29 protein-coding genes are annotated in these 25,060 nt (G+C 63.4%); 12 read left to right on the forward strand and 17 right to left on the reverse strand.

Annotated elements, in window-relative coordinates:
• The first annotated feature begins 10 nt into the window (after positions 1-10).
• Positions 11-727, forward strand: coding sequence for a type 1 glutamine amidotransferase (locus AV059_RS06655; protein WP_058993253.1), 717 nt, complete (start codon positions 11-13; stop codon positions 725-727).
• Positions 728-751: 24 nt separating this feature from the next.
• Here the strand turns inward: AV059_RS06655 and AV059_RS06660 are convergent, their stop codons facing one another.
• The 3 genes from AV059_RS06660 to AV059_RS06665 all read right to left on the reverse strand — a co-directional run bounded on the left by AV059_RS06660 (position 752) and on the right by AV059_RS06665 (position 2,317).
• Complete coding sequence (locus AV059_RS06660; protein WP_058993255.1) at positions 752-1,219, reverse strand: cupin domain-containing protein; 468 nt, start codon at positions 1,217-1,219, stop codon at positions 752-754.
• Positions 1,220-1,321: 102 nt separating this feature from the next.
• Positions 1,322-1,486, reverse strand: a complete 165-nt coding sequence (locus tag AV059_RS22315) for a DUF6757 family protein (RefSeq protein ID WP_004516452.1) — start codon at positions 1,484-1,486, stop codon at positions 1,322-1,324.
• A 54-nt stretch (positions 1,487-1,540) separates the two neighbouring features.
• A complete protein-coding gene (locus AV059_RS06665; RefSeq protein ID WP_058993257.1) occupies positions 1,541-2,317 on the reverse strand; it encodes a PHP domain-containing protein in 777 nt (258 codons plus the stop codon).
• A gap of 146 nt (positions 2,318-2,463) precedes the next feature.
• Between AV059_RS06665 and AV059_RS06670 the strand changes: the two genes are divergently transcribed.
• Positions 2,464-2,751, forward strand: a complete 288-nt coding sequence (locus AV059_RS06670; protein WP_004516454.1) for a hypothetical protein — start codon at positions 2,464-2,466, stop codon at positions 2,749-2,751.
• 114 nt (positions 2,752-2,865) lie between these two features.
• Here the strand turns inward: AV059_RS06670 and AV059_RS06675 are convergent, their stop codons facing one another.
• The 4 genes from AV059_RS06675 to AV059_RS06690 all read right to left on the reverse strand — a co-directional run bounded on the left by AV059_RS06675 (position 2,866) and on the right by AV059_RS06690 (position 5,712).
• The gene (locus AV059_RS06675) at positions 2,866-3,276 is read right to left on the reverse strand and encodes a hypothetical protein (RefSeq protein WP_004960253.1); all 411 of its coding nucleotides are present in this window, start codon (positions 3,274-3,276) and stop codon (positions 2,866-2,868) included.
• Positions 3,273-3,959 (reverse strand): ATPase domain-containing protein, encoded by a 687-nt coding sequence (locus AV059_RS06680; RefSeq protein ID WP_058993259.1) that lies wholly within the window; start codon positions 3,957-3,959, stop codon positions 3,273-3,275. The genes AV059_RS06675 and AV059_RS06680 overlap by 4 nt, the downstream gene beginning before the upstream one ends.
• 73 nt (positions 3,960-4,032) lie before the next feature.
• A complete protein-coding gene (locus AV059_RS06685) occupies positions 4,033-4,740 on the reverse strand; it encodes a hypothetical protein (RefSeq protein WP_058993260.1) in 708 nt (235 codons plus the stop codon).
• A 66-nt stretch (positions 4,741-4,806) separates the two neighbouring features.
• Entirely contained in the window at positions 4,807-5,712 is a 906-nt protein-coding gene (locus tag AV059_RS06690; RefSeq protein ID WP_058993263.1) for an acyltransferase, read from the reverse strand.
• A 131-nt stretch (positions 5,713-5,843) separates the two neighbouring features.
• Between AV059_RS06690 and AV059_RS06695 the strand changes: the two genes are divergently transcribed.
• Both AV059_RS06695 and AV059_RS06700 read left to right on the forward strand, forming a co-directional pair.
• On the forward strand, positions 5,844-6,857 hold the full coding sequence (locus AV059_RS06695; RefSeq protein ID WP_058993265.1) for a CPBP family intramembrane glutamic endopeptidase: 1,014 nt from the start codon (positions 5,844-5,846) through the stop codon (positions 6,855-6,857).
• A gap of 24 nt (positions 6,858-6,881) precedes the next feature.
• Positions 6,882-7,934 (forward strand): aldo/keto reductase, encoded by a 1,053-nt coding sequence (locus AV059_RS06700; RefSeq protein WP_058993267.1) that lies wholly within the window; start codon positions 6,882-6,884, stop codon positions 7,932-7,934.
• Positions 7,935-8,365: 431 nt separating this feature from the next.
• On the opposite strand, the gene radA is transcribed toward AV059_RS06700, so the two are convergent.
• The 3 genes from radA to htpX form a co-directional block, all read right to left on the reverse strand.
• Positions 8,366-9,415, reverse strand: a complete 1,050-nt coding sequence (gene radA, locus AV059_RS06705; RefSeq protein ID WP_058993269.1) for a DNA repair and recombination protein RadA — start codon at positions 9,413-9,415, stop codon at positions 8,366-8,368.
• 600 nt (positions 9,416-10,015) lie between these two features.
• Positions 10,016-10,633: a hypothetical protein gene (locus AV059_RS06710; RefSeq protein WP_058993271.1), complete on the reverse strand. Its 618-nt coding sequence runs from the start codon at positions 10,631-10,633 to the stop codon at positions 10,016-10,018.
• 215 nt (positions 10,634-10,848) lie between these two features.
• Complete coding sequence (gene htpX, locus AV059_RS06715) at positions 10,849-11,727, reverse strand: zinc metalloprotease HtpX (RefSeq protein ID WP_058993274.1); 879 nt, start codon at positions 11,725-11,727, stop codon at positions 10,849-10,851.
• 127 nt (positions 11,728-11,854) lie between these two features.
• Here htpX and AV059_RS06720 point away from each other — a divergent pair, with 127 nt between their 5' ends.
• The 3 genes from AV059_RS06720 to AV059_RS06730 all read left to right on the forward strand — a co-directional run bounded on the left by AV059_RS06720 (position 11,855) and on the right by AV059_RS06730 (position 15,061).
• On the forward strand, positions 11,855-12,748 hold the full coding sequence (locus AV059_RS06720) for an NAD(P)-dependent oxidoreductase (protein ID WP_058993276.1): 894 nt from the start codon (positions 11,855-11,857) through the stop codon (positions 12,746-12,748).
• 86 nt (positions 12,749-12,834) lie between these two features.
• Positions 12,835-13,974 (forward strand): 60S ribosomal export protein NMD3, encoded by a 1,140-nt coding sequence (locus tag AV059_RS06725; RefSeq protein WP_058993278.1) that lies wholly within the window; start codon positions 12,835-12,837, stop codon positions 13,972-13,974.
• Positions 13,967-15,061, forward strand: coding sequence for a class I SAM-dependent methyltransferase family protein (locus tag AV059_RS06730; protein ID WP_058997491.1), 1,095 nt, complete (start codon positions 13,967-13,969; stop codon positions 15,059-15,061). Before AV059_RS06725 ends, AV059_RS06730 begins: the two co-directional genes overlap by 8 nt.
• Before the next feature lie 246 nt (positions 15,062-15,307).
• On the opposite strand, the gene AV059_RS06735 is transcribed toward AV059_RS06730, so the two are convergent.
• The gene (locus AV059_RS06735; RefSeq protein ID WP_228841762.1) at positions 15,308-17,434 is read right to left on the reverse strand and encodes a S9 family peptidase; all 2,127 of its coding nucleotides are present in this window, start codon (positions 17,432-17,434) and stop codon (positions 15,308-15,310) included.
• Positions 17,435-17,580: 146 nt separating this feature from the next.
• The gene (locus AV059_RS06740) at positions 17,581-19,308 is read right to left on the reverse strand and encodes an ATP-dependent DNA helicase (RefSeq protein ID WP_058993282.1); all 1,728 of its coding nucleotides are present in this window, start codon (positions 19,306-19,308) and stop codon (positions 17,581-17,583) included.
• A gap of 160 nt (positions 19,309-19,468) precedes the next feature.
• Between AV059_RS06740 and AV059_RS06745 the strand changes: the two genes are divergently transcribed.
• The gene (locus AV059_RS06745) at positions 19,469-19,663 is read left to right on the forward strand and encodes a cold-shock protein (RefSeq protein WP_004516469.1); all 195 of its coding nucleotides are present in this window, start codon (positions 19,469-19,471) and stop codon (positions 19,661-19,663) included.
• 53 nt (positions 19,664-19,716) lie between these two features.
• Here the strand turns inward: AV059_RS06745 and AV059_RS06750 are convergent, their stop codons facing one another.
• Genes AV059_RS06750 through AV059_RS06760 form a run of 3 tightly spaced genes read right to left on the reverse strand, consistent with a single transcriptional unit; the run spans position 19,717 to position 20,682 of the window.
• Positions 19,717-20,010 (reverse strand): hypothetical protein, encoded by a 294-nt coding sequence (locus AV059_RS06750; protein ID WP_058993284.1) that lies wholly within the window; start codon positions 20,008-20,010, stop codon positions 19,717-19,719.
• Positions 20,007-20,336, reverse strand: coding sequence for a hypothetical protein (locus tag AV059_RS06755; protein WP_058993286.1), 330 nt, complete (start codon positions 20,334-20,336; stop codon positions 20,007-20,009). The genes AV059_RS06750 and AV059_RS06755 overlap by 4 nt, the downstream gene beginning before the upstream one ends.
• 1 nt (position 20,337) lies before the next feature.
• Entirely contained in the window at positions 20,338-20,682 is a 345-nt protein-coding gene (locus AV059_RS06760; protein WP_058993288.1) for a winged helix-turn-helix domain-containing protein, read from the reverse strand.
• 99 nt (positions 20,683-20,781) lie between these two features.
• Here AV059_RS06760 and AV059_RS06765 point away from each other — a divergent pair, with 99 nt between their 5' ends.
• Positions 20,782-21,765: a CPBP family intramembrane glutamic endopeptidase gene (locus AV059_RS06765; RefSeq protein ID WP_058993291.1), complete on the forward strand. Its 984-nt coding sequence runs from the start codon at positions 20,782-20,784 to the stop codon at positions 21,763-21,765.
• Between the two features lie 5 nt (positions 21,766-21,770).
• On the opposite strand, the gene AV059_RS06770 is transcribed toward AV059_RS06765, so the two are convergent.
• Complete coding sequence (locus AV059_RS06770) at positions 21,771-21,974, reverse strand: hypothetical protein (RefSeq protein WP_058997493.1); 204 nt, start codon at positions 21,972-21,974, stop codon at positions 21,771-21,773.
• Between the two features lie 109 nt (positions 21,975-22,083).
• Between AV059_RS06770 and AV059_RS06775 the strand changes: the two genes are divergently transcribed.
• The 3 genes from AV059_RS06775 to AV059_RS06785 are packed head-to-tail and all read left to right on the forward strand — an operon-like array spanning position 22,084 to position 24,794.
• A complete protein-coding gene (locus AV059_RS06775) occupies positions 22,084-23,070 on the forward strand; it encodes an SDR family oxidoreductase (protein WP_058993292.1) in 987 nt (328 codons plus the stop codon).
• A gap of 54 nt (positions 23,071-23,124) precedes the next feature.
• On the forward strand, positions 23,125-24,063 hold the full coding sequence (locus AV059_RS06780) for an NAD(P)H-binding protein (RefSeq protein ID WP_058993294.1): 939 nt from the start codon (positions 23,125-23,127) through the stop codon (positions 24,061-24,063).
• On the forward strand, positions 24,060-24,794 hold the full coding sequence (locus AV059_RS06785) for a hypothetical protein (protein WP_058993296.1): 735 nt from the start codon (positions 24,060-24,062) through the stop codon (positions 24,792-24,794). Before AV059_RS06780 ends, AV059_RS06785 begins: the two co-directional genes overlap by 4 nt.
• On the opposite strand, the gene AV059_RS22320 is transcribed toward AV059_RS06785, so the two are convergent.
• Positions 24,781-24,954, reverse strand: coding sequence for a DUF5786 family protein (locus AV059_RS22320; RefSeq protein WP_004960301.1), 174 nt, complete (start codon positions 24,952-24,954; stop codon positions 24,781-24,783). The genes AV059_RS06785 and AV059_RS22320 overlap by 14 nt on opposite strands.
• Positions 24,955-25,060 lie beyond the last annotated feature (106 nt).

Here is a 25,060-nt window from a genome sequence, read left to right on the forward strand (position 1 = left end):
CGTACTCGTAATGAGGCCACGAATCGCCCTGCTGAACGCGGCCCACGACGGCGACGACAATCGTCGGAACTTCCGGCGGGAACTCGACGCCGACCTTGTGGAATACGACGTGACCGAGCGCGAACTGCCCGACACCTTCGCGTTCGACGGCTGTCTGGTCACCGGCAGCCGCGCGTCCGTCTACTGGGACGAGCCCTGGATTCGGGACCTCGAATCCTGGGTGGATGCGGCAATCGACCGCGACATCGCGTTCCTGGGCGTCTGTTTCGGCCACCAGTTGCTCGCACACGCACTCGGCGGCACCGTCGAGCCGATGGAGGAGTACGAGATCGGCTACCGGACGGTCGAACATGACGGCGAGAACGAACTGCTCGATGGCGTCGACGAGTCCTTCACCGTCTTCACGACGCATTCGGACCGCGTCGCCGAGGTGCCACCGGGCGCAACCACGTTCGCCGAGAACGACTACGGCGTCCACGGGTTCCGGAAAGGTCCCGTCTTCTCGGTACAGTTCCACCCCGAGTACGACCCCGAGACGGCCGAGACGGTGACGAAAGGCAAGGACGACCAGCTCGCCGACGAGCGTATCGAGACGGTACTAGACGGCGTCACCGAAGAGAACTACCGCGCCGCCTGCGAGGCCAAGCGACTGTTCGGAAACTTCACTGAGTTCGCCGCGCGTCACGCGGGTGGCGTGACCGGTGCGACCACCGCTGCCGACGACTAACCACACCGAGGGAACTGTTGCCGGTCAGGTGAACCGACCAGTCTCGGCGTCACATTCCGCACAGCGTGTCACCAGCGCGTCGCGGTCGTCCGTCATCTCGACGTAGTTGTGCGTGCGACCGCCACAGTCCTCGCAGTGCCGGAGCATATCCGTGTCGCCCATTTCCTGTGGTGCACCGAGCGCGAGCGCAACGACGCGCTCGTCGCCCTCGTTGTGCCCGCGTTGCCACTCGCCGGGAGCGAAGCGGATGGCCTCGCCCGCTCCAACGCGTACGTCGCCGTCCTCCGTCTCGAACGTCGCTGTGCCTGACTGAACGAGAAACACTTCCTCTTGGTCCGGGTGGCGGTGGTAGCCGAAGCCGAAGGACTCGCCCGGTGCCAGTTCGTAGTAGTTCAGCGCGATGTCGTCGGTGCCGAGCGGTCCAGCGAGCGCCCGCTTGACCGACGCCGGCCCCATTCGCGATTCGACGGCGTCGATATTGACTTTCTCCATAGTTGCCATGTACGGCGGGCAGTCCTTAACGGTTAGTCAGGGCGAGCCACAGTGGTGACACGGGAGTCACGCAACGGCAGAAGCAGAGAAACGGAGCGTCGATCACTCGCGTCGGTCGATATCGAGTTCTTCGTCGAGGTCTTCAAGCCAGTCAGCGTCTTCCAGTTCCGCCATCTGTTCACGGAAGTGTGTCTTGCAGACACCGACCTTGACACCGTCGTTCTCAACGGCGATGTCGGCTTCACGGTCGCAGTAGTGACACTGCATACTTGAATTATATACCCGAACGACATTGAACCCTCGGGTTCCGTCTGCCGGTTGTCAGACGTTGAGCGCCGTTTCGACTCGGTCCCAAGCGGCGGCATCCAGGCCGGTGTCACCCAGCGTCTCGCCGTGGGCGTCGCTGCCGCCCGTCGGGACGAGGTCGTATCGCTCGATAGCATCGTCGACGAGGCTGTCGTCAACCGCCCGGCCGTAGGGATACCACCGTTCAACAGCATCGAGCGGCGCACACTTCGACAGTGCAGCCGCCGTCTCAGGGTATCTGAACGGGTGCGCGAGGCCGACCAGCCCGCACGCGTCTGAGAGAACGGCACAGCCGCGCTCGAAGGACGGGACTTCCCGTGGGACGTAACAGGGGCAGTCGTCGCCGATGAGTTCGTCAAACGCGGACTGGAAGGTGTGGTCCGACACCTCGGCGACTGCGCGGGCGATGTGTGGCCGACCGAGGCCGTCGCGCGGTTCGACCGGCAGCGAGACGCCTAGGCGGTCTTCGACGCACTCGATGATGCGCGCGCCGCGCTCGCGGCGGTTCCGCTGGATGCGCGCACATTCGGTCCGGAGTTCGTCGGTCGGGTCAACGCCGTAGCCCAGCAAGTCCAGTCGCTGGGTCTCGGTTTCGACGCGGAGTTCGATACCGTGGAGCAGCGTCACGCCGTCCCGCTGGGTGACGGGGCCGTCGAGTGCAGGCTGGAGTCGGTCGTGGTCCGTGACGGCGACAACCTCGACGCCCGCTCGTCTCGCAGCGGCCGGGATCTCGTCGAAGGAGAGTGTCCCGTCGGAGCGGGTCGTGTGTACGTGTAAGTCAGCGACGACCATACGGTTCACACAATCCCCAGCAGGAAGCCGCTTCTGGTCGAATCATGAGTTGTGGGCACACGAAACGTGGGTTCCTTATACGCATTAAGGGATATTATGATTATCTATAGTGAAGGTTTATTAGGAACCATGAACTTTCGATAGATATGCGAATGCTAAGCAACGCAACGGACGCCTTCCAATCGTACGACTACCCGGTTTCAGCCGAAGAAATCATCGAGGGCGACGGCGACATGGAACTCGAACTGCCAAACGGCACTGAGCGGCTGGGCGACGCGCTCAGCCGGTCGGCCCCGGAAACCTTCGAGAGCGCGGAAGACGCCGAGTTCGCGGCGTTCTCGGGCGTCTCGAGCAAGGCCATCGGCCGGAAGGGTTACTCCGACCGCGACCCGATCTGCATGGGCGAAGACGGGCCGGACCAAGTCTCCTTCTAACGGCCCGGAACGGCCTGCAGTCACCCCAGCTCTGGACGGATTTTCCGTCTCCTTCGTTTTTACATAGGCGAGCAACAGCGCTATCGCTATCAGAGAGTACACGCATTAGAGTGACTACCTGTCGAGAAAGTCCGGCCTGTCGACAGCGTCAGTGCTGTCGACTGACTGCCTGTCCAGCAGCTCCGAGGAATCGAGCGCCGACGGCAGGCCGTCACGGCCGCCGGTCGGCACCTCTCCTTCGTCGATGTACGTCTTCTCACCGTTGATCAGGTCAGCCCAGAGGGCGTCCCGGTCGGCGTTGGTCGTCTCCGCCGCTTCCTTTGCTTCGTTGCGCCCTTCGTCGTACGCGAGTTCGACCATGCTCTTGTGATACGCCGAGTTCATCTCGGCGTAGATGGCTTCGAGTTCCTCGCGGTTGTACTCCCCGAGGCGCTCGGCGACACCGATGGCGTAGGCCCGGTCGGTAGCCTCGTCTTTGTCGAGAGTGTCCCAGTCGGTGCCAAACTCACGCTCGTAGCGACTCATGTCTCCACTTTCCGGTCAGTGTGAACCTGCAGTCCGGCATCAGAAAAGGAGATTTCGCGGATGTCACAGTCGATAGCGGTGCCCCGCATCTTGATGACCTGAACGCCGCGGGTCATGCTCCCATTTTCGAGGAAGTTATGGAAGAAGACGACGCCGTGGGCGAGGTAGTGCTCGTCGCTGTAGGAGGACGGGTCGGTCATCTCGGAAATGAGCAGTGTCGTCGCGTCAGTCTGTTTCAGCGCAGAAAGAAAGCCCGTAATCTCGTCTTCGACATCGGCCATGAAGTGCTGTAACAGCATCGTCGAGTCGATGACGACCCGCTGGATGTCGTTCTGTTTGATATAGGCCACGAGTCGGTTCGTCAGGCCGCCCTCGCTGCCGAACTGCGTGATAGTTCGTTTCCCGCTCTCAGTGACGAGGTTGAGAAACTGGATGGCATCAGACTGCATGGCCCGGTCGAAGCCGAACTCGTAGCCGGCCATGTCCTGCATCAACTCCGTCTTGGTCTCGTGCATCGTCACGTACAGGCACGTTTCGCCGTCCTTGACGCCCTGTGTAATGAACTGTGAACAGAAGGTTGTCTTCCCGCTGCCCGGCGGGCCACTGACCACGTAAAGACGATTCGGGAGTAACCCCCCCTCAATGAGTTCGTCGAATCCGGGGACCCCACTAGAGAGACGCATATCAGCTATCTGAGTCCGTCTGGACATATGCTTTCACATTCTATTTTCACCGGTGATAACTTATTCGGCTGCGTCAGCGTTCGATAGCGCTGGGGTGGCTATCGGCCAGTTCGAGCAGTCGCTCCGTACCGGCCTCGTCGAACCGCATCGGCCGTCGCCACCACGGCCCCTTCCCCGAGTCGGACGACAGTTCGGTGACCAGTTCGTTCGCGTCGGTGCCACCGCTCGGTGCCGACAGCGGGACCACTGTGTCATACAGTCGTGATTCATCGGCGTTGCCGCGAATGAGAACGCGAGCGTCGAATGGCTCGCGTTTCACGTGGGCGTTCGAGGCAAACTGGGCCTGTTCCGCGGACGGGAGATCGCGGTACTCCTCACCCGAAACCGCGTCGCGGGCGAGCTGGAAGTGACCGATAACGTGGGCACCCCACTCCGGCGACGCCCAGGCCGGACACTCATCAGCTACCGACAGCGTCGCGTAGAAAAACAGATAGTCACCGGCCGACAGGTCCGAGAGCGGGCCCGCCTTCACGCCGTGTTCGTCGCCGTACGTGTAGCGTTCGCCGCCGGCCTCCGGAAACTCCGGGTCGAAGTGAACCGGCTGGTCGGCCACTGCGGACACGTCGGTCCGCAGGTCGAGGTCGCCGTAGGTCGGCACGGGCTCGCTGGTCGGTTTCGACTCGGGAATCGGAATGTACTCGAAAGAGCCGTCAGGAAACAACGGGCCGCGAAAGCCGGGCTCGTTCGTGTTGGCTCCGACGTTGATTGCGACACTTCGCATAGCCATTGTTGGTCGGTTTGCGAGAAAGGACTTCGGTTGCGGAGAAGGGAGACGTGCTGTCGGTGCCTACTCGCGGTCCGGCGGCGAGAGGTCCCGCTGGAACTCGTCGAACTGCTCCAGATTGTCGGGCAAGTCAGTCGACAGTTGCCGTTCGGCGCGGCGGTCGACGTTGGCCCCCTCAATCGGCTCCGCGACGGACTCCCATCCGTCCTTGACAGTCAGGGACTTCGCCGGTGTGCCGGCAGCGACGTGATGGGCGGGGATATCCTTGCCGGCGATGGACTTCGCCGCGAGAATGGCGTTTTCGCCGACCTTCACACCGGCCCGGACCATCGAGTCGTAGGTCAGGCGCACGTCGTCTTCGATGATGGTGTGGTAATTATCGACGTGGGTCTGGTCGACGGCGTCGTGGTCGTGGCTGTAGACGTGGGTGTCGTCGGAGATAGAGACGCGATCGCCGATTGTGAGTTTCCCGCGGTCGTCCAGATGGACGTCGTCGTGGACGACGACGTTGTCGCCGACCTCGATGTTGTGGCCGTAGGTAAAGGAGATGCCCTTGAAGAAGCGACAGCCCTCGCCGCAGGACTCGAAGAGATGGTCGGCAAGCATCCGACGGAACCGGAGCGCGAACTCGACGTTGTCCGCCATCGGCGTCGCGTCGAACTGCCGCCAGAGCCACTGGAGATGCTTCGAGCGTTTGAACCGCTCCTCGTCTTTCTCGGCGTAGTACTCGCTTTCGAGGGTCGTGTTACAGGGGTCATAGCCCTGGAGCCGGACCCGCTCGGCCGGAGATATATCCGCGCCGTCCTGCCAGCGCTCGTAGGCGTCCCGGTCGCCGTGGAGGTCGACCAGCACGTCAGTGACAACATCGCAGGTGTCCTCGTCGCCGGAGAGGCGTTCGTCGACCTCGTCGATGAACGCCCTGAGCCCCTCCTCGGCGAGCGGTGGCAGCGACACGTGACGCTTCGTCATGTCGAGTACGTGGCTTCGCGGGCAGATAGGGGTTTCCGTTACGTGAAACCCACCCAGTAACACCCGTGTCACGACACCGAGTGTCACAGCGAGCAAGCCACAGTTAAGACGCCGCCGTTCCAGACCACGACATGGTCAAGTCGGACTTCATTATGGAGATACGGCGCTACATTGTCAATCCCGCGGAGCGCCGGCTGCGGGCGCCGTGGCGGGTTACGTTGTGGCTGTTTCTCGCCGTGTTCGGCCTCGTCCTCCTCTCAGGGATAATCGCAGTGGTGTCGTCAGTAGTGCGCATGACGCCGACGGTCGCTGTCGTGCGCCAGATCGCGATTTTTGCTGCCGGAACCGTCGTCGCCGTCGGGATCGGCTATCTGCTCGATCGGCGGACGCTCCCGGATTACGGGCTGGGATTCGACCGCCAGTGGTGGCGCGACGCGGCTTTCGGCCTCGCGCTCGGGGTGGGGCTTCCCGCGCTCGTCCTGCTCGTCGAGATGGCCGTCGGCTTCATCGAGGTCAGCGTCGCCCTCGCAACCATCGATAGCGGGCCGCTCCCGCTGACCGCGTTCGGGCCGCTGGTCGCCGTCCTCCTTCTGGGGGCGTTCTTCCTCGTGCAGGCGACTACCGAGGAAGTGCTCGTCCGTGGGTATCTCCTGACGAACACGGCTGAGGGGCTCGCCGGGTGGGTCGGCAAGCGGGGCGCAATCATCGCCGCAACGGGACTGACGGGCGCACTGTTCGGCGTCCTCCACTGGACGAACCCCAGCGCGTCGCTGCTCAGCGTAACCAACATCACCCTCTACGGCCTCCTGCTCGGCGCGTGTTACGTCCTGACTGGTCGACTCGGAGTCGCCAGCGGCTTCCACGTCGCCTGGAACTACACGCTGGCACTGCTTGGCTTCCCCGTCAGCGGCCTCCGGATGGGCGTTGCCCTGCTCTCGACCGATGCGACTGGTCCCACGGTGGTGACCGGCGGCGAGTTCGGACCCGAAGGGGGACTCGTCGCCCTTCCACTGCTCGCCGTCGGCGGAGCCGGGCTGTACTGGTGGGTCCGCCGGGAGTACGGCGCAGTCGAGTTGCTTGACGACATTGCGACCCCGCAGCTCCGGATTCGGACGCGGTCCGACACCGCAAACCAAGACGGCTAAGTGGACAGCGCCGCTAAAACGCGTATGGAATACGCGACACTCGGAAACTCCGGCGTCGAAGTCTCAGAAGTCGGGTTCGGTGCCTGGGTCGTCGGCACGGACTGGTGGGGCGACCGCACTCGCGACGATGCCATCGATATGGTCCAGCACGCGCTCGACGAGGACGTGACGTTCTTCGATACCGGCGACGTATACGGCCACGGCGACAGCGAGGAGATCATCGGCGAGGCGCTGGCAGAACACCGCGACGAAGTTACCGTCTCGACAAAAATCGGCTACGACTTCTACAACAACCCACAGGCTGGTCACGGCGAGCTCCCGAAGAAAGTCACGCCCGAGTGGGTGCACACTGCCGTTGATCGCTCGCTCGACCGTCTCGGCATGGACCACGTCGAGCTCCTGATGCTTCACAACGCCAACGTCGACGAGGTCGACGAGGACGTGCTGGAAGCGCTCGACGAACTCCGCGAGGAGGGGACGGTCGACGCCATCGGCTGGGCGCTTGGCCCCTCTATCGGCTGGCTCGCTGAGGGCGACGCCGCGGTCGCAAACGAGTTCGACGCGCTCCAGACCGTCTTTAACCTCTTCGAACAGACCCCCGGTCAGCACTTCATCGACACCATCCGCGAGCAGAACGCCGACACGTCGGTGCTCGCTCGCGTTCCACACTCCTCGGGCCTGCTGAACGAGCAAGTGACCCCCGAGACGGAACTCGGTAAGGGCGACCACCGCTCCCACCGGCCGAGCGAGTGGTACGAGACCGGCTGGGAGAAGGTCGAAGAGATCCGGTTCCTCGAGCGTGATGGGGCACGGACGATGGGTCAGGCCGCCATCCAGTGGCTCCTCTACAACGACGAAGTGGCGTCGGTCACCCCGACGTTCCGGACGAACGCCGATATCGACGAGTGGGCCGGCGCGCCCGACACGCCGCCGCTCAGCGACGAGGAGTACGACCGCGTACAGGAACTGTACCGGGACAACTTCGGTATCGACCGCGACGACGGGATGGACGCCCTGCGCTCGTCGGTCGGCGGTGCGGACCTCGAAGAGACCGGGATGAAATCTGCCGGGGACTGACAGCGAGGCACTGGAGCGCCGACACACAGGCACGGCAGACCAGGCAGGCGACTAAGTTTACCGCCACTTACCTGCTTTTCGCACCGTCCGAGCAACGACGGTTTGATACTAAAATCTCCAGTCGACAGTTTACCCCCCAGAAAACATCGACGACCGGACAGCCGTCTGTCGGTTCCCGACTGCTACCCCTCTGTTTCGACAGGAGATGTACCGCCGTCTTGCGGTTAGGGTGTTGAAGTTTCACATTCACCACGGTGCGTCTGACGGCCGCAAGACGCCAGACAGGAGTCGGTTCGAGATGAAACGAAGGGGTTCGAGTCGCGAGACCAGTACACATACCAGTCCGGATGACGGCTGTAGCAAGTATCAGAGACTGCCGCAAAAATGGTCTGCAGTCGTGGGTCAACGATAGTCGCTACTGCTAGGTCCGGTTACTCGTTCAGCAGGCCGTCCTCTTCGACACGCATGACACCCTCGCCGTCCGGGAGGTTCGGCGCGTCGACGAGTTTGACGATACGCTTGTTCCCCTTGGACTTCCGGAGGTACATCCGGAACGTAGAGGTGTGGCCGAGGATGTTGCCACCGATGGGCTGGGTCGGGTCGCCGAAGAAGGAGTCGGGGTTGGAGGCGACCTGGTTCGTGACGACGACGGCGGTGTTGTTGAGGTCGCCGACCCGCATCAGGTCGTGGAGGTGTTTGTTGAGCTTCTGCTGGCGGTCGGCAAGTTCGCCACGGCCGACGTACTCAGCGCGGAAGTGGGCGGTCAGTGAGTCGACGGCGAGCAGGCGAACGGGGAACTCCTCCTCCTGGCTCTCACTGGCGATTTCCTGTGCCTTCTCGGCCAGAAGGATCTGGTGGTTGGAGTTGAACGCCTTCGCGACGTGGATTTTCTCCAGCACGGAGGCGACGAGGTCATCGAGTAGGTCCTCATCGGTTGGATCTGCGTCGGCCTCCTCCTCGACGATGCCGTGGAGGACCATCGTATCTGCCAGTACCTCGTCGGCGAGGCCCTTTACCATCTGTTCGATACGCTCGGGTCGGAACGTATCCTCAGAGTCGACGAAGATAGCGCTGCCCTCCAGCCCGCCGTGTTCGGCCGGCAACTGGACGTTGACAGAGAGCTGGTGCGTTACCTGGGACTTCCCGGCCCCGAACTCGCCGTACACCTCGGTGATGGACTGGGTTTCGACGCCGCCGCCGAGCAGGTCATCGACCTCGTCGACGCCCCAGGAGAGCTTCCCAATCTGCTCTCGACGTTCGAGCACCGTCGACCCAGTTTCGAACCCGCCGATGTCGGCCGCTTCGCGGGCAGCCTGAATGATATCTGCCGCCGACGATTCGCCGATGTCGGCCGTATTCGACAGTTCGCCGGGGGAGGCGACTGCAATCCCCTGATAGGAGTCGTAGCCGTTGTCTTCGAGTTTCTCTGCTGTCGCCGGACCGACGCCCGGCAGCTCTTCGAGGTCCTCACTTGCGGACATGGACGTGGCTTGTGCGTCCGGGGGTATAAAGCCTCGTTAACACCAGAGTGAAAGTGAAAGTGTGGGACTGCAGCGGTACGGTTCGGGACAGAATCGGGAGCTTTAGATAGGGAGGGGAGTCGGAGTGCAGTGGAAACGGACTCAGACCGGACCCGCTCGGCTGAGATAGACGAGTAGGAGCATGCCCAGCAAAAAGAGGCCAGTCAGCACCGTCTCGGACACCGGTACTATCCCTTCGCCGAACGCGCCGACAAGGAGGAGCGTAATCGCAGTCGTGCCGGAAATCGGCCGAGAGCGGATTGAGCGCCAAAACAGCCAGAGCGACCACCGGAGGCCGGCAAGCTGTGAGAGAATGCGTGTGGCAAATGAGCGACTTGCGTCCGGGTTCTCGGCGGGCTCGAACGTGTCGAGGTCCCGTGAGCGACAGTCACCACCTCACCAGTGTAGACCCGATGGCCGGCCGCATCGCCGACTACCAGCAGCGTCACGGAATCATCGTCCGTACCGACGACGCGATAAACACTGTCGGGGACGCGGCTGTCGCGGCCAGGCTTGGTCGGCTGGATGTGGTCACCGACAGCGACGCCGTCGTCAGCCATCTCACTCCCAGGGGTGGTAGCCGGGGCGGTCCGGCCACAGCGGATACCAGTATTCCTTGTCGTCCTCGACGGTGATCTCGTCACTGAGGTTGCTGTCCAGTTTGAACTCCGCGGAGGTGTTGCGCTCGTGGCTGTCGTGTGGGTCCGGCGCGAACGGGTAGTACGCGCCCCGGCGGAAGGAGTACACCCAGTAGACGGTCTGGTCGCTGCGCGCGTCCTCGAACGAGAACAGCGCCGCAAGCAGACGGGACCCGTAGCGGCGCTCGACGAGCGTGTCCGCCGCGAAGTGGATCGACGTGAGCAGGTCCTCGAAGTCGTCGTCGTGCAGCACGACCCACTGATAGCCGTGGTCGTCGGTCTCGAATGTCGCCCGCGTTCCCGTCTCGACCATCCCGGCGTCGAGAATGGATTCGACCTCGTCGATGGCATCCTGAAAGTCCGTACTGTCGACATCGGCGAAACACAGCGCTGCCTCGCCGGTCGGTTCGTACCCCAGATCGGCCTCCATCGTGATGTAGGCGGTACTCATCCCGAACAGGTCGTCGGGGTCGGCATCCCGTGTTGCGTCGGCCTCGGCTTTCACCCCAAGAACGCTTTTGAGTCCGTCGAGCAGTCCCATATAACAGTCTCTATGGGCCCGGGACCAAGGTGGTTTGCGTCTCGACTAGTTGATGTGGTTGTGTCCGAAGACAAGGACAACTGTTCTAACAGCCGGAAAGCCCCACCCAGCCTGGATTGACCAACCGCTTACGGGCGGGACTTTCTGGCTCTATACAGTAGCTACTGCGAGACGGCACACTCCTTCATACCTGTCAGTCAAAAAGCCAACTATTGCTAGCGGCTTTCGAGTTCGCGTTCGAGGTCCTGTAGACGGTCGATGCGTTTCTCGGTCGAGGGGTGAGTGCTAGCCAGACGCCCGATCCAGCCGACGCTGATGGGGATGATGAAGAAGGCGTTCATCTCCGCCTGGTCGCGCATATCCTCCTTGGGGACCTTGTCCATCCGACCGTCGATTTTCATCAGTGCGTTCGCGAGGGCGGCGGGCTTGCCGGTAATCATCGCGCCGCCGCGGTCGGCGGCGTACTCGCGGTAGCGGCTGAGCGTCCGGATCAGGAGGAACGAGATGACCCAGACGACCAGCGAGATGAGGATGGCGACGATGACGGGCACCTGCTGGCCGCCGCGTTCGCGGCCGCCGCTGAACAGCCAGCCCCACCGGACGATGAGGAAGGCGATAGTCGAGAGGAACGACGCGATAGTCATCACCATCACGTCGCGGTTCTTGATGTGGGCCAGTTCGTGCGCGATGACGCCCTCCAGTTCGTCCTGGTCCAGCGTGTCCATGATGCCCGTCGTCACGCAGACGGCCGAGCTACTCTTCGACCGGCCGGTGGCGAAGGCGTTGGGCACCCGCGAGTCGGCGACAGCGACCTTCGGCTTCGGGAGGTCGGCCTGCTGGGCCAGGCGGTCGACGGTCCGGTGGAGTTCCGGATACTCCTCCGGTTCGACCGTCCGGGCCCCCATCGAGTACAGGGCGAGCTTGTCGCTGAAGAAGAACTGTGCGCCGAGGAACAGTCCCATGACAACCACGATGAGTGCGAGATTGCTGAAATACAGCGTGAGCGCTCCAAGGAAGACGATGTACAGCGCGAACAGCAGGAACATCGTCAGGGCCATCCGGCCACGGAGCCCCCAGTCTGTTTGCCACTCCATACCCTTGATAGACGGTCGACACTCTAAAACCTCGCTATCGTGGGAAAGCGCCACACGGCAGAGCCAGAGGAGCCGTCAACGGGGCAGCTGTCCACACGCATTTACTCTCCGGACAACAATCGGATGCATGACCGACACAGTCGTCGTCACTGGTGGGCGCGGACGCTCCGGGCGCTGGATTTGCGACCACCTCGCCGGTGAGTATCACGTCGTCTGCGTGGACCGTGACCACCCCGGCTGGGAAATTCCGACGCGGGAGCACATTGATTTCAAGGCTGTTGACGTGACTGAAGGAGTGGAGGTCCGGGACCTCTTTAGCGAGATCGACCCGGACGCCGTCGTCCACTGGGCTGCGTTGCCAGCACCGGAGCGCCACGCGGGCACGCGAGTGTTCGACACTAACGTTTCGGCGACGTACAACGTCATTGACGCCGCAGGTCGTGCGGGCGCAGACGTCGTCTGGGCGTCCTCCGAGAGCGCCTACGGGCTGGCCTTCGCCGAGGAAACGCCGCTCCCGGCGTATCTCCCGATAGACGAATCCCATCCGACCGCGCCGGAGGACCCGTACGGCACGTCGAAGGTCGCCGGCGAAGAGGTGGCGAAGATGGTCACCCGGCGCGACGGCGTCGACGTTGCTTCGATACGGCCGTCGTGGATTCAGTACCCCGGCGAGTACAACTGTCGGGACGTGGCCACGGGCGACCTCGCCGACGGCGCGGGTAACTGCTGGTCGTATGTCGACGTGCGCGACGTGGCGACGGCCGTCGCGGCAGCGCTCGATGCCGACCTCGGCGGGCACGAGGCGTTCAACGTCGCCGCCGCCGAGAACTACGTCGGCCGGCCGACGGCTGAACTCGTCAAGGAGCAGTGGAATGAGCGTCCCGCGGAGTGTAAGCTGGACGGCGATCAGTCGGCGCTCTCGACGGCGAAAGCACAGGGGCTGTTGGACTGGGAGCCCGAACACGATTGGCGTGAGGCCGTCGACGCCGACGTTGCAGCGCCAACTCTCACGGGCGAGTAATTGAGAGCAGTCCCGAGCCTGCCGGCGGCGGCCGACCGCGGTGGCGGAACACACGGCTTAAACGGGTCAGTACAGTAAGACCAGTAATGAGCCGGTCGGGAGAGTTCTGTCCACGCTGCGGTGACGAGATACCGGAGGGCACTGACGAGCGCCCGGAGCTTGCGGGTGCTGGCGGCCAGCGCAACTCCGAGCACGTCCTCTGTGACGCCTGCTACTTCGAGGAGTTCGACCTGGTGGACGCCCCCGACACGATTCAGGTGCGGGTCTGTTCACGGTGTGGCGCGGTCCACAAGGGGAACCGCTGGGTCGACATCGGCGCAGAGGACTACACGGACATCGCCGTCGAGCAGGTCAGCGAAGCACTGGGTATCCACGTCGACGCACAGTCGGTCGCCTGGCAGGTCGCTCCCGAGCAACTCGACAAGAACAACATCCGGATGCACGCGGAGTTCTCCGGTGTCATCCGCGAGACGCCGGTTACCGAGGAGGTCACCGTCCCCGTTCGCATCTCCCGGCAGACGTGCAAGCGCTGTGGGAAAATCGCCGGCGGTTCCTTCGCCAGTATCGTGCAGGTGCGGGCCGACAGCCGCGATCCGACCGACGACGAGCGAGAGCGCGCCGAGGAGATCGCGGAGGAGTACATCGCCGCCCGTGAGGAAACGGGCGACCGCAACGCATTCATTACCGAGACCAAGTCCGTCGACGACGGGCTGGACATGAAGATCTCGACCAATCAGATGGGGCTGGGCATCGCCAAGCGCATCACCGCCCAGCTCGGCGGCTCGTACTCCGATTCGCGGCGTCTCATCTCCGAGGACGAGGATGGTCAGGAGCTGTACCGGATGACCTACGCCGTCCGCCTGCCCCGCTATCGACAGGGCGAGGTAATCGACCCGGAGGACGGCGACGGGCCGGTGCTGGTCCGCTCGGTCCAGGGGAACCTCAAGGGCGTCCGTCTGGCGACCGGCGAGGACTACGAAGCCAGTTTCGAGGACGGCGAGACCCCCGACGCCCGGCGGCTGGGGTTCCGCGAGGACGCCCAGACGACGACTCTCGTCGCCGTCGAGGACGCCAATGCCGTCCAGGTGCTTGATCCCGAGACCTTCGAGAGCAAGACCGTCCCCCGACCGGACTATCTCGACACCGACGCCGACGAGGTGCCGGTGCTGAAGAGTCATGCGGGGTTGCACATTCTCCCCGATGCCGACGCGGATACCGATGAGTGAGGACACGGAGACAGCGGACGACCAGCAGCTAGCCGTCGTTGTCCACAAACCTCGCTCACAGGTCGCTATCGAGTCCCTGCAAGCCGAGGGCGTCTACGACGACTCCAGAAGTGTGACAGAGTGGACCGCGGACAGCGTCGCCGTCCCGGTGACGGCCCCACCACAGGAGACGCAGTTCCGGGAGGTCGTCCGGCAGGTCGGGAAGCGCCGCCTCCGAACGCTCGACGACCACCTCCGGGAGCGCGGCTGGACCGACGCGGAAATCGATGCCGCCCCGAGTTCCTGGGCCGTCCTTGGCTCCGTCGTGCTGGTCGACATCGGCGACAGCCCCCGGCCAGCAGAAGTCGGCGACGCGCTGTTGGCGCTTCACGGCGAGGCCGAGACGGTGCTAGCCCGCCACGGCATCTCCGGCGAGCATCGCGAACCCAGCGTCGAGGTCATCGCCGGCGACGGCGACACCGAGACGGTCCACACCGAACACGGCACGCGCTACGCGATGGACCTCGCAGAAGTGATGTTTTCGCCCGGCAACAAAGCCGAGCGGGCGCGGATGGGCGAAATCGTCAGCGAGGAGCGGGGGACCAGGCCCTCGGAACGGGCGAGCGGTGAAGCCGCGAGCGAGGGCGGCGAGCGCGTACTGGACATGTTCGCCGGCATCGGCTATTTCACACTCCCGATGGCTCGCGCCGGCGCACAGGTCACCGCCGTCGAGCGCAATCCCACGGCGTTTCGCTTTCTGGTCGAGAACGTCATGCTGAACGACGTGGACGAGCGCGTACACCCGTATCGGGCTGACTGTCGAGATGTCGTGCCGGGCTTTGCCAGCGAGGGGCGCGCCGACCGAGTCGTGATGGGCTACTACGAGGCACACGAGTACCTCGACAGCGCGCTTGACGCGCTCGCGCCCGGCGGCGTCCTCCACATGCACGAAGCGACACCAGATTCGCTCGTGTTCGACCGCCCGATAGAACGGCTAGAAGCGGCTGCCGCCGAAGCCGACCGGGATGTCGAAGTTCTGGACACCCGGCGCGTCAAGGAGTACAGCGAAGGCGTCGCCCACGTCGTCGTGGACGCTCGGGTACGGTAGGGTGTCTTTAGCCAAGCAGTCCAGGATAGAGAGCAAGTAACGCACGACGAACAAATGGTCGTAACGCCTAATTAGGCGAGTCCTCAAGAAGAGGGCATGAACAGACAGCAGATTATCAGCATAATCCTCGTCGGCCTGATGGTCGGGTCGTCAGTGGTCTACGGATTAGCCTTCGCCTTCTTTTAGTCCCACACGTCCGAAAGCGGATGTGTCCGATGGACGGTACGGAAGCGCCCGGGTCGGTGGTCACAGAGCGTCGCTAGCCGAATCTTCGGTCGCGGCACCGCCTCCCTCCCGACCGGGGTCGAATCGGGCAACCCATTCATCAAGCGTTTCGAGGCGGTGTATCGCCCGGTCTGGGTCACCGACGTTGTGGTGTTCGTCGGGGTAGACGACGAGCTTCGAATCGACGTCACGTTTCTTGAGCGAACGGTACAGTTGCTCGGACTGGGTCGGCGGACAGCGCCAGTCCTCTCCACCGGCGGTGAGAAGCAGCGGGGTCTCGATGTCGTCGACTTCGGTAATCGACGAAGCCGCCTCGTACGCATCGGGGTTCTCCCAGGGGACGCCGTAATCGTGTTCGAACCACTTGTGGGAGTCGTCGGTACCGAACACCGAGCGCATATCGTAGATGCCATGTTCGGCGAGACCTGCGGCGAATCGGTCAGTGCGGGTAACGAGATATGCAGTGTTGACAGCGCCCTGGGAGAACCCACCAGCGAAGAGTCGGTCGGGGTCCGCCCAACCGCGCTCAACCACTGCGTCGACGCCTGCGAGCAGGTCCTCAACCTCGACGCCGTTCCAGGCTCCACGTAACGATTCACAGAACGACCGACCGTAAGAGGTCGAGCCCCGGTAATTGACGTGCAAGACGAGATACCCGCGCGTCGTCCAGAAGCTCGTACTGAGATCGAAATTCGGCTCGTCGTAGGCCATCGGGCCACCGTGGATCCACAACAGCGTCGGACGAGGGTCCGGATCGAGCGGATCGAACTCCGGGGAGTGGTGGGCGATACATTCGACCTCGATCCCATCGTCACTTTCGACGGTGAGCCGGGTCGTCTCCGGGTGCGCATACTCCGCAAGGACGCCATCGTTGAGTGCAGTGAGTTGCCGCCGCGGGTCTGGCCCGTCATCATCGACGTCGAGTCCGTCGACGGGCATTGCGTAGACATCCACCCCCTCTGAAGAATGACTTCGAACTGCCGCGACCGTTCCGCCACCGACGTCGAACTGGCGGTGTGCTTCGTCGTTTCGCTGTCGGTCGAAGACACGTTCGTGGCCGCCCGTCGCGTCGAGGCGAACGAATCTGGTCCACCCTTTGTCACCGATACTCGCAAGCAGTGTCGTATCGTCTACCCACGTCGGTGCGCCAGGCCGGCTAATCGTTCGGTCGAGGTCCGCGGTGACGACGCGGTAGTCGTCCGGGGCCTCGGCCACGCAGACGTCACCGGGTACGTACGGGTTCTCGGGGTTTTGTGCACCAAACGCGAGGCGCTCGCCATCGGGACTCCAGGTCGGTTCAACCGCCGAGTACTCCCCTGAAGTCACCTGTTCGACCTCATCGCTCTCGATGTCGGCGATGTGAACATCATAGACGTTCGTATCGTCGCCGTTCTCGCCGTGGTACGCACAGAAGGCGACTCGGTCGTCCGTCGGGTGCCAGGCGGGCTGGAGACCGAACATCGATTCGAATATCCCGCCGCCGTGGGCGTCGTCGAGACGGTGCTCTTGGCGTGTGTCGACATCGACGACGAACAGGTAGGTCGTCACCGTATCGAGCCAGCCCTCGCCGTCGAACTTGTGCTGGAGGCGTTCAGTTTCTATCGGGCCGTTTTCCTGGCGCTGTTCGAGGTATGCCTGTTCCTCGTCCGTCGGGTCGCGCGCCGATACGACGAGCCGTTCGCCCGCCGGTCCCCAGTCGAAGTCACGAACGCCGTGTTCTTGTTGGGTCACCTGTCGTGCGTCACCACCCAGTTCGAGGTCGTACACCCAGACCTGCGGTTTGGGTCCATCGTCGGCGCCAGGGTCGTTCGCCTCGGCCGTCTCGTCGTCCGTCTCAGTGTCCGATTCGCCAAGCTCGCCATCGTTATCGCGACCGACGCGGAGTACCAGGTCGTCGTCACGAACCATCACCATACCCAGTTGTGACCCGTCAGGCGACCATTCGACGTTCCAGGCACCTGAGGCACGGCTCAACCGATGTGGGTCGCGACTGCCGTCGGTAGGCACGACGAAGACAGACTGGAGGAATTCGTCTTCTGCAGGGGCGGCCTCGGAGACGACGATGGCAACGTACTCGCCGTCCGGAGAGACCGCGACATCCGTGGGACGCCGAAAGTCATAGACCGCATCCGCGGGGAGGTCGTCCATGCCGTTTGGTCTAGTGGATGTCATTAAAAAATTATGTTTAGTCGAAACATCCGGATTCGAGGGTCACACCGGCCACGATGAACAGTTCCGCCAGCGAACACGTGATAGACATCGGTCGTGTCTACCGGGCGTCGGCGGCGTGGCCGTTAGTCCCACACGTCCGAAAGCGGGTGATTTCCGTTCCCGGACCGCGACCGCGAGCGGTCGTGCCGGCGTTTCGTGCCCGAGCTGAGCGCCGAGAGCGCCTGGTCCGGCGCGAACCGCGGCAGATCGGGCTCGGAAAGGCGATCGACCTGGGCACGGAACCAGTCGGGCATGTCGTGTTCCGCGCGCTCGAACAGGTCAAGCAGCGACGAGTCCGCGAGGTAGGTCGCGCCGTAGTCGTCAGGCGCACGGACGACACGGCCACAGGCCTGAATGACCGTCCGCAGCGCAGTCCGGTAGTACCAGCCCCACTGGTCGTCTTCGAGCCGTTGGGCGACGCGGGAATCGCGAGTGTTGGGGTAGGGAGCCTTGCACAGCACCTGCCAGCGACAGAGGTCGCCCTCCAAGTCGAGGGCTTCCTCCATCTTCACCGAAAGGAACACGTCGGGGTTGTCGCTGCGCTTCCAGGCGGACAGCGCTCCGTCTCGACCCTCCTTGTCGTGGGTGCGGACGCGAGCGCCGACGCCGAAGTCGTCAAGGAGGGTCTTCAGTTGCTCCTGAATAGCATACGAGTGGCAGTGAATCAGTCCCTTCTCGTCCGTGTGCCGGGCCATGATACGCACGATAGTGCGGGCGATGTCCGGCAGCGTGTCGTCGCGGTGCTCGTAGGTCATCTTCCCCTGAGCGACGTTGTACAACGGACGGTTCTCGACGGGGAAGGTGTGGCCGACTTCCACGAGTGCGACGTTATCCGGGTCGAGACCGACGTTAGCACAGAACGCTTCCTTGTTGAGAATGGTCGCCGACAACAGGGCAAAGCGATTGCCACGGTCCCAGACGGTGTGTTTGAGGTATCGCTCCGGGTTCATCGGCTTGATCGTCACCGGTGCGTGCTCGCCGTCGGCCTGGTCGACGACCCACGTGGTCGCGCTCTCGGTGTCGGTGTAGTCCTCGCGGAACCACCCGAGGTCCTGCCGGAGCGTGTTCAACGAGTCCCGCTCGGCGACTTCCTCACCGGTGAGTTCCGCCTTCTTTCGTAGTTCCTTCACGCGGCGTTCGGCGAGATGTTCAACGCGCTCGGTGAAGGCGACGGCTTCGTCTAGCCCGTCGATGTCAGGCACGTCGATATCGTTCCACATCGGGATGGACTGCGGCGAGAGGTCAATAGTGGCGTACATCTCCGCCCATTCGCCCAGACCGTGGGCCTCGTCGATGACGACCACGTCGCGCTTGCCGAACACGTCGCTGCCAGCGGTCTGCATAAAATACGCCAGCGTCATCGCAGCGATGCGCCGGTTCGAGGCGATGGCACGGTCCGAGAAGTACGGGCAGCGGTGCTTGACCTGACAATCGAACTTCCGTTCGCGCACGCACGGGGCCTGATTCACCGGCGTGTCAGTCTCACCGGGGAGGATACAGTCGTAGTTGTTCTTCCCGCGGATGACACAGAGGTCCTCCAGCAGGGCGTCCTCAGCCACATCGTCAAGTTGCGAGACCTGTGGCGTGGTGTAGTAGGCGTCGATGACCTGTTCAGCGGCGGCATCGCCGGCAGTCCGGGCACACCCGGCGATGGCCCGAGCGAGCAACGATTTGCCGCTACCGGTCGGTGCGCGAACGAGGACAACGTCCTTGCCGCGCTCAAAGGCCGCACGGATATCAGCCAGAGCCTGCTTCTGGTTGCCCCGGTAGGACGGGGCCGGGAACTCGTCGGTAATCCGTGCGGGGTACACGCGAGAAAGCAACGGACGAGGCGGCCTAAACCTTTCTTGTCGCCGGGTGTGCGTCAGCAGCTATCCGTGACGACAGCGTGAGTCGTGTTCACAGCCACACGGTCGTGGTACTGGCACTCTCGGAACGCTTATACATATACCCCCTGTACGTATATTTGCAATGGCAAACGGTAAGGTTGATTTCTTCAACGACACAGGCGGTTACGGTTTCATCTCGACTGAGGACGCGGACGATGACGTTTTCTTCCACATGGAAGACGTTGGCGGCCCTGACCTCGAAGAAGGCGAGGAAATCGAATTCGACATCGAACAGGCCGACAAGGGCCCCCGCGCGACGAACGTCGTCCGCAACTAAGGCAGATTTCCGGTCGATCAGCGACCGTATCTGACACTTGTTCTTATTGACGCTCACTCGACGAGCAGCGCGTACAGCACGGCACAGAGCCCTGCGACAGTCACGAGACCCCTGACGAGTAACACGACCCCTTCTCCGGCACCCGCCCAGTCAGCGACGGTGACAGCGGCGTAAACGCCGGCAGTCAGCGACGCGATACCAACGGCGAGCCATCGCATCTTCGACGCGTCGTTGCGCCGATAGCCGCGATAGGCCAGCGATGCGACGAACAGTCCGACAGCGGCTGTCAGGGCCCGCGAGAGTTCCGCGACGAGATCCGGCGCAAGCAAGTCGAGGGCCACCGTCACGACGACTCACCGCCGTAAACGGTCCAGAGAATCGTTCCGAGTCCGGACAGTTCGCAGGCACTCACGAGGAGCGAGCGCCCGACGGTACCGACGGCAGTGGCCGTGGGGAGCACGATACGGAGGGTTTCCGGGACAGTCGTGAGGAGGAGAAGCCCGACAGCGAGGGTCAGCATGCCGGTTCGGCCGGGGCCGCGGCGGTAGCCACGGATCAAGACGACGGCGATGGCGGCCGAGAGTGCAACTGTGACAAGCGAAAGCGCGATAACGGCCAGCGCGATACCCGTATCGGTCCAGCCCGTGCGTATCTGTAGTAGTGTCGCGAGCATCTCAGGACAGCCCCTCAAACAGGTCAGTGAATCGGTCTGCCGGGTCCTGCGAGGACCGCGTGACAGCGATGTCGTACGTCCCGTCGGCGAACGTGACCGTCACGTCCTCGACGGTCGCGACGTAGCGCTTGTAGTGATGGCCATCAGGGTCGACGGCCTGCCGTTCGGCGACAAGGTCGGCGGCCTCCAGTCGGTCGAGGCGGCGGTACGCCGTCGGATCAGACATCTCGCAGGCCGTACAGAGTTCAGAGACAGACATCGGTCCGGTGGTGAGTTCAGCGATGATGGCCCGCGCGTACTCGTCTTCGAGTAGCGCGAGCAGTTCGTCGTCGCCGACCGCGTCCATAGTCGATCCAGCGAGCGGAGTACAATAAAAAGTCTCACCGGCTTCCAACCCGGAAGCGGTGCCCGCGATGATACGTCTGCTCCGGCCGGCAGTCCATCTATGTCACCGAATTCACCGGAGCAAAGAGACAGCCAAGCGACCGCGAGCATGGCCGAGCGGGCCGCCTCGGGACTCCGCTGGCCGGTCTGGAACAGTGCAGACAGGAGGGTCAGAGCGCTGCTGCGTGCAGTGCTTCCGGCGGTGTTGTCGTTTCTGGCCCTCGCGGCGCTACAGTCCGTCGTTCGAGCCCGGTTCGCACACCCTGTCCGAGAACCGATCGAAGCGGCCGGGATCGGGGCAATTCTCGTCGCCACAGTGTTCGTCAGCGCTCGGCTCCTCGACCGTCGATCCGTCGGCGAGTACGGCCTGTCACTCGACCGCCGCTGGTGGCAGTCGTTCGCCGTCGGCGGCGCGATAGCGACCGTCATCAACGCCGGCGCGCTCGCCGTCGCTGTCGGTGCGGGCTGGGCCACGGTCGTCGGGATCGCGGAGGGATCCGGGGACCTCCCGTTTCTGCCGGCGATGGGCGTCGTCTTCGCGTACGTCGCCCTCGCGTCGGCGTGGGAGGAAGTCGTCTTCCGCGGTGCGATGCTGAAAAACCTCGCCGAGGGGACAGATGAACTGGTCCCGCGGTGGGCGGCGGTCGGGCTCGCGGTGCTCCTGAGTGCGCTCGTCTTCGCCTTCCTGCACGGCGGGAAGATCGATCACCCGAGCCAGTACGGCTACTACCTACTCGCCGGACTCGTCTTGAGCGGTGCGTACGTACTCACCGGCGACCTCGCGCTCCCGATCGGCTTTCACGTCTGGTACAACTTTACCCAAAGCGCGGTGTTCGGTCTCGGCCACTCACAACAAACCCCCGAACTGCTCGCCGTCGAGATCGTCGGTCCACCTCGATGGGTCGGCGAAGAAGGGGTCGTCTTCACTGTCTTTGCTGTCATCGGAGGGCTTCTGATATTGGCATACGTTCGCTGGCGCGACGGCCATCTCAGAATCGACGAGCGCGTGACGCAGTGGACGCCAAGATCCGAGCGGGAGACGTGACGACGTTAGAGTGCGGCCACGTCCGCTGCAGTCACGTCCCGGTCGTCGGGCAACTGGTCGATGCAGTCATAACAGAGGAAATGCTCCGTGCCGTCGCCGAGTTCGAGAACGATGCCCTCGGTCGGTCTGGACTCCTGCGACCAGATGTTGGCGATGCCGCCAGCTATCGAAACGTTCGTATCGCACCCGTCGCAGGCTCTGGAGGCCATTATCCAAATTTTATGCACTGTATACACTTCAAGGTAGCTAGCTCCTTCGAACAGTTCAGCCGAGTAACTCTCGGCATACTTTTGTCGTCCGATGGGTACCATCCAAATAATGCAAATACTGGTCACAGGGGGTGCCGGGTTCATCGGCGGTCACCTGGCACAGCGGTTCGCCGCCGACGGCCACGATGTCATCGTGCTGGACAACCGCGACCCGTTCTACGATCTGGATATCAAGCAACACAACGTCGATGCCGGGCAGGAGGCCGCCCGGAACAGCGACGGGAGCTACGAGTTCATCGAGGGCGACGTACGTGACGCGGAGCTGGTCACAGATCTCGTCGCCGACGCCGACTACGTCTACCATCAAGCCGCCCAGGCCGGCGTCCGCCCGAGCGTCAAGAACCCCCGCAAGTACGACGAGGTCAACGTAGACGGCACGCTGAACCTCCTCGATGCCTGCCGTGACGAGGGCATCGAACGGTTCGTGATGGCTTCCTCCTCCTCCGTCTACGGGAAGCCACAGTACCTGCCCTACGACGAGCAACACCCCACGACGCCTGTTTCGCCCTACGGCGCGTCAAAGCTCGCCGCCGAGCGGTACGCCTGCGCTTACAGTGAGGTGTACGACCTCTCTACCGTAGCTCTTCGCTATTTCACCGTCTACGGCCCCCGGATGCGCCCGAACATGGCGATATCGAACTTCGTCTCCCGGTGTCACAACGGCGAGCCCCCGGTTATCTACGGTGATGGCACGCAAACGCGAGATTTCACCTACATCGAGGACGTCATCGACGCGAACATGACGTTGCTCCACGAGGACGCCGCCGACGGGAAGGCCGTGAACATCGGGTCGACGGACAACATCGAGATCAAGACGCTCGCGACGGAGATCCGCGACCAGATCGACCCGGACCTCGACCTGATCTACGAGGAACGCCACGACGCCGACGCCGAACACACCCACGCTGCGACCGACCGTGCCGAGGAACTGCTCGGCTACGATCCGGACCACACCATCCGGGAGGGCGTCGCGAAGTTCATCGACTGGTATCGCGACAACCGCGACTGGTACGAGCCGCTCGTTCGACAGTCCTGACGAGCGACACGAACAGGCCACGGTTTTAACCCCCTCCCGTCCTGCAGGAAGGGTATGCATGTGCTCGTGACCGGTGCGACGGGGTTCGTCGGGAGCCATCTCGTCCCGGCGCTCCTCGCGGCCGGCCACAGCGTCCGGGCGCTCGTTCGCGACCCGAGCGAGTACGACCCGCCCGACGGCATCGACGTGGCGGCGGGTGACCTACTCGACGCAGGCAGTTTCGACGCCGCCCTCGCGGGGGTCGACGTCGCGTACTATCTGGTCCATTCGATGCGTGCCGGGAGCGACTACGCCGAGCGGGACCGGCGGGCAGCGCGGAACTTTCGTCAGGCGGCTGACGAGGCCGGTGTCGACCGGGTCGTCTACCTCGGCGGCCTCGGCGAGGAGGACGAGACGCTGTCCAAGCACCTCCGGTCACGCCGTGAGGTCGAGTTTATTCTCCGAGAAGGAGCGTCCGACCTGACGACGTTCCGGGCGGCCATCATCATCGGCGCGGGCTCGGCCAGCTTTCGAATGATACGCGAGCTAGCGACGCGGCTGCCAGTGCTGGTGACGCCGCGTTGGGTCCGGACCGACTGCCACCCCATCGCTATCGACGACGTCATCGTGTACCTCATCGACGTGCTCGACACACCCGAAACAGCCGGCGAAACGTACGAAATCGGCGGGCCGGAGGTACTGACCTACGCGGAGATACTTCGGCGGACAGGGCGAATCATGGGCACGGGCGAGCCGAAAATCGTGCCGATACCGGTGTTAACGCCGAAGCTGTCCGCGTACTGGGTCGGTCTACTGACCGACGTACCATCGAGCGTCGCCCGGCCGCTCATCCACGGGCTGAAGACGCCAGTGGTCGCGGACACCGAGGCCGCTCAGGCACAGTTCTCCGTTGCCCCGACATCGTTCGGGGATGCGGTCAAGCTAGCCCTCAGCGAGCCACGGAGTCGAAACGCAGCACGGGCGGCCGCGGCCACGGGTGGTGCGGGCAGATGAGCGGGGATAGCGCCCGTCCCGAGTACGGCGAGACGTGGGTGTACGAGAGCATCATCGGCGCACTGCCGGGAATCCGGCTGCCGACGTGGGCAGCGATGGCGATTCAGCTCCTCATCTTCGAGGTCGCCATCATCGCCCTGTCGTGGTACTACGAGGTCTGGAGCGCCGCAATCGCTGGCACGGTCGTCGTGTTCGTCGCCACCATCGGGAGCGCAGAGATGCTCCGCATCAGCACGCTCATCCGGCGTATCGACGTGCCGCCGACCTACCGTGCACTGCTGTTCGCCTCGAACGTCGAAGTCGTGTTGTCCGTCCTCGCGTACATCGCGCTACTCACCCATCTGTTCGTTTTCGACCCACAGGTCAGCTCGATGCCGCTACTGGGCCGGCTATTCGGGCCAGAGCCGCCGGTACTGGTCGTGTATCTAACGCTGCTCATCCTCTGGGACGTGAGTTACCGCATCGGGACGGGCTGGTGGGCCAGCGTCACGGGCCTGTGGCGGTCGGCTCGCTACCGGTTCGACCCCGAGACGGCACGGGTGTTCATGCGGGCCGACTTAGAGATATGGGGCTTTGGCGTCCTCCAGCTCGTGCTCGTGCCATTCGTGCTCGACCAGCCGGTGCTGCTCGCGGCGCTGGTCGGCCATGTGATAGCCGTGACTGCCGTGACAGCCGTCTCTGTCGGACTATTGCGCTACCGGTCGAGAACGACCGCAGTCAGTCGGAGTTAATCTGCTTGAACTGGTCGAGCAGCTCTTCTGTCGACTCGTCACCGTCGTAGTCGACGCTCCCGTGGTATGTACTCCGGTCGTCGTCTTCCGACAGTTCGACCTCGCTGTTCTTGCGCTCACGGCGTTCGTGTTCGTCGTCGTCGTACGCTCCCATCGACATAGATTACCACGGTAAAGCTTGGCTGCTAGTGATTATCAATGTAACGGTGGTTCCAGAAACCGCACCATACAGGCGACAGAGCAGTCGAGCGGGCCGAACAGGGGTG

This window comes from Haloarcula sp. CBA1127, assembly GCF_001485575.1.
GTDB lineage: Archaea > Halobacteriota > Halobacteria > Halobacteriales > Haloarculaceae > Haloarcula.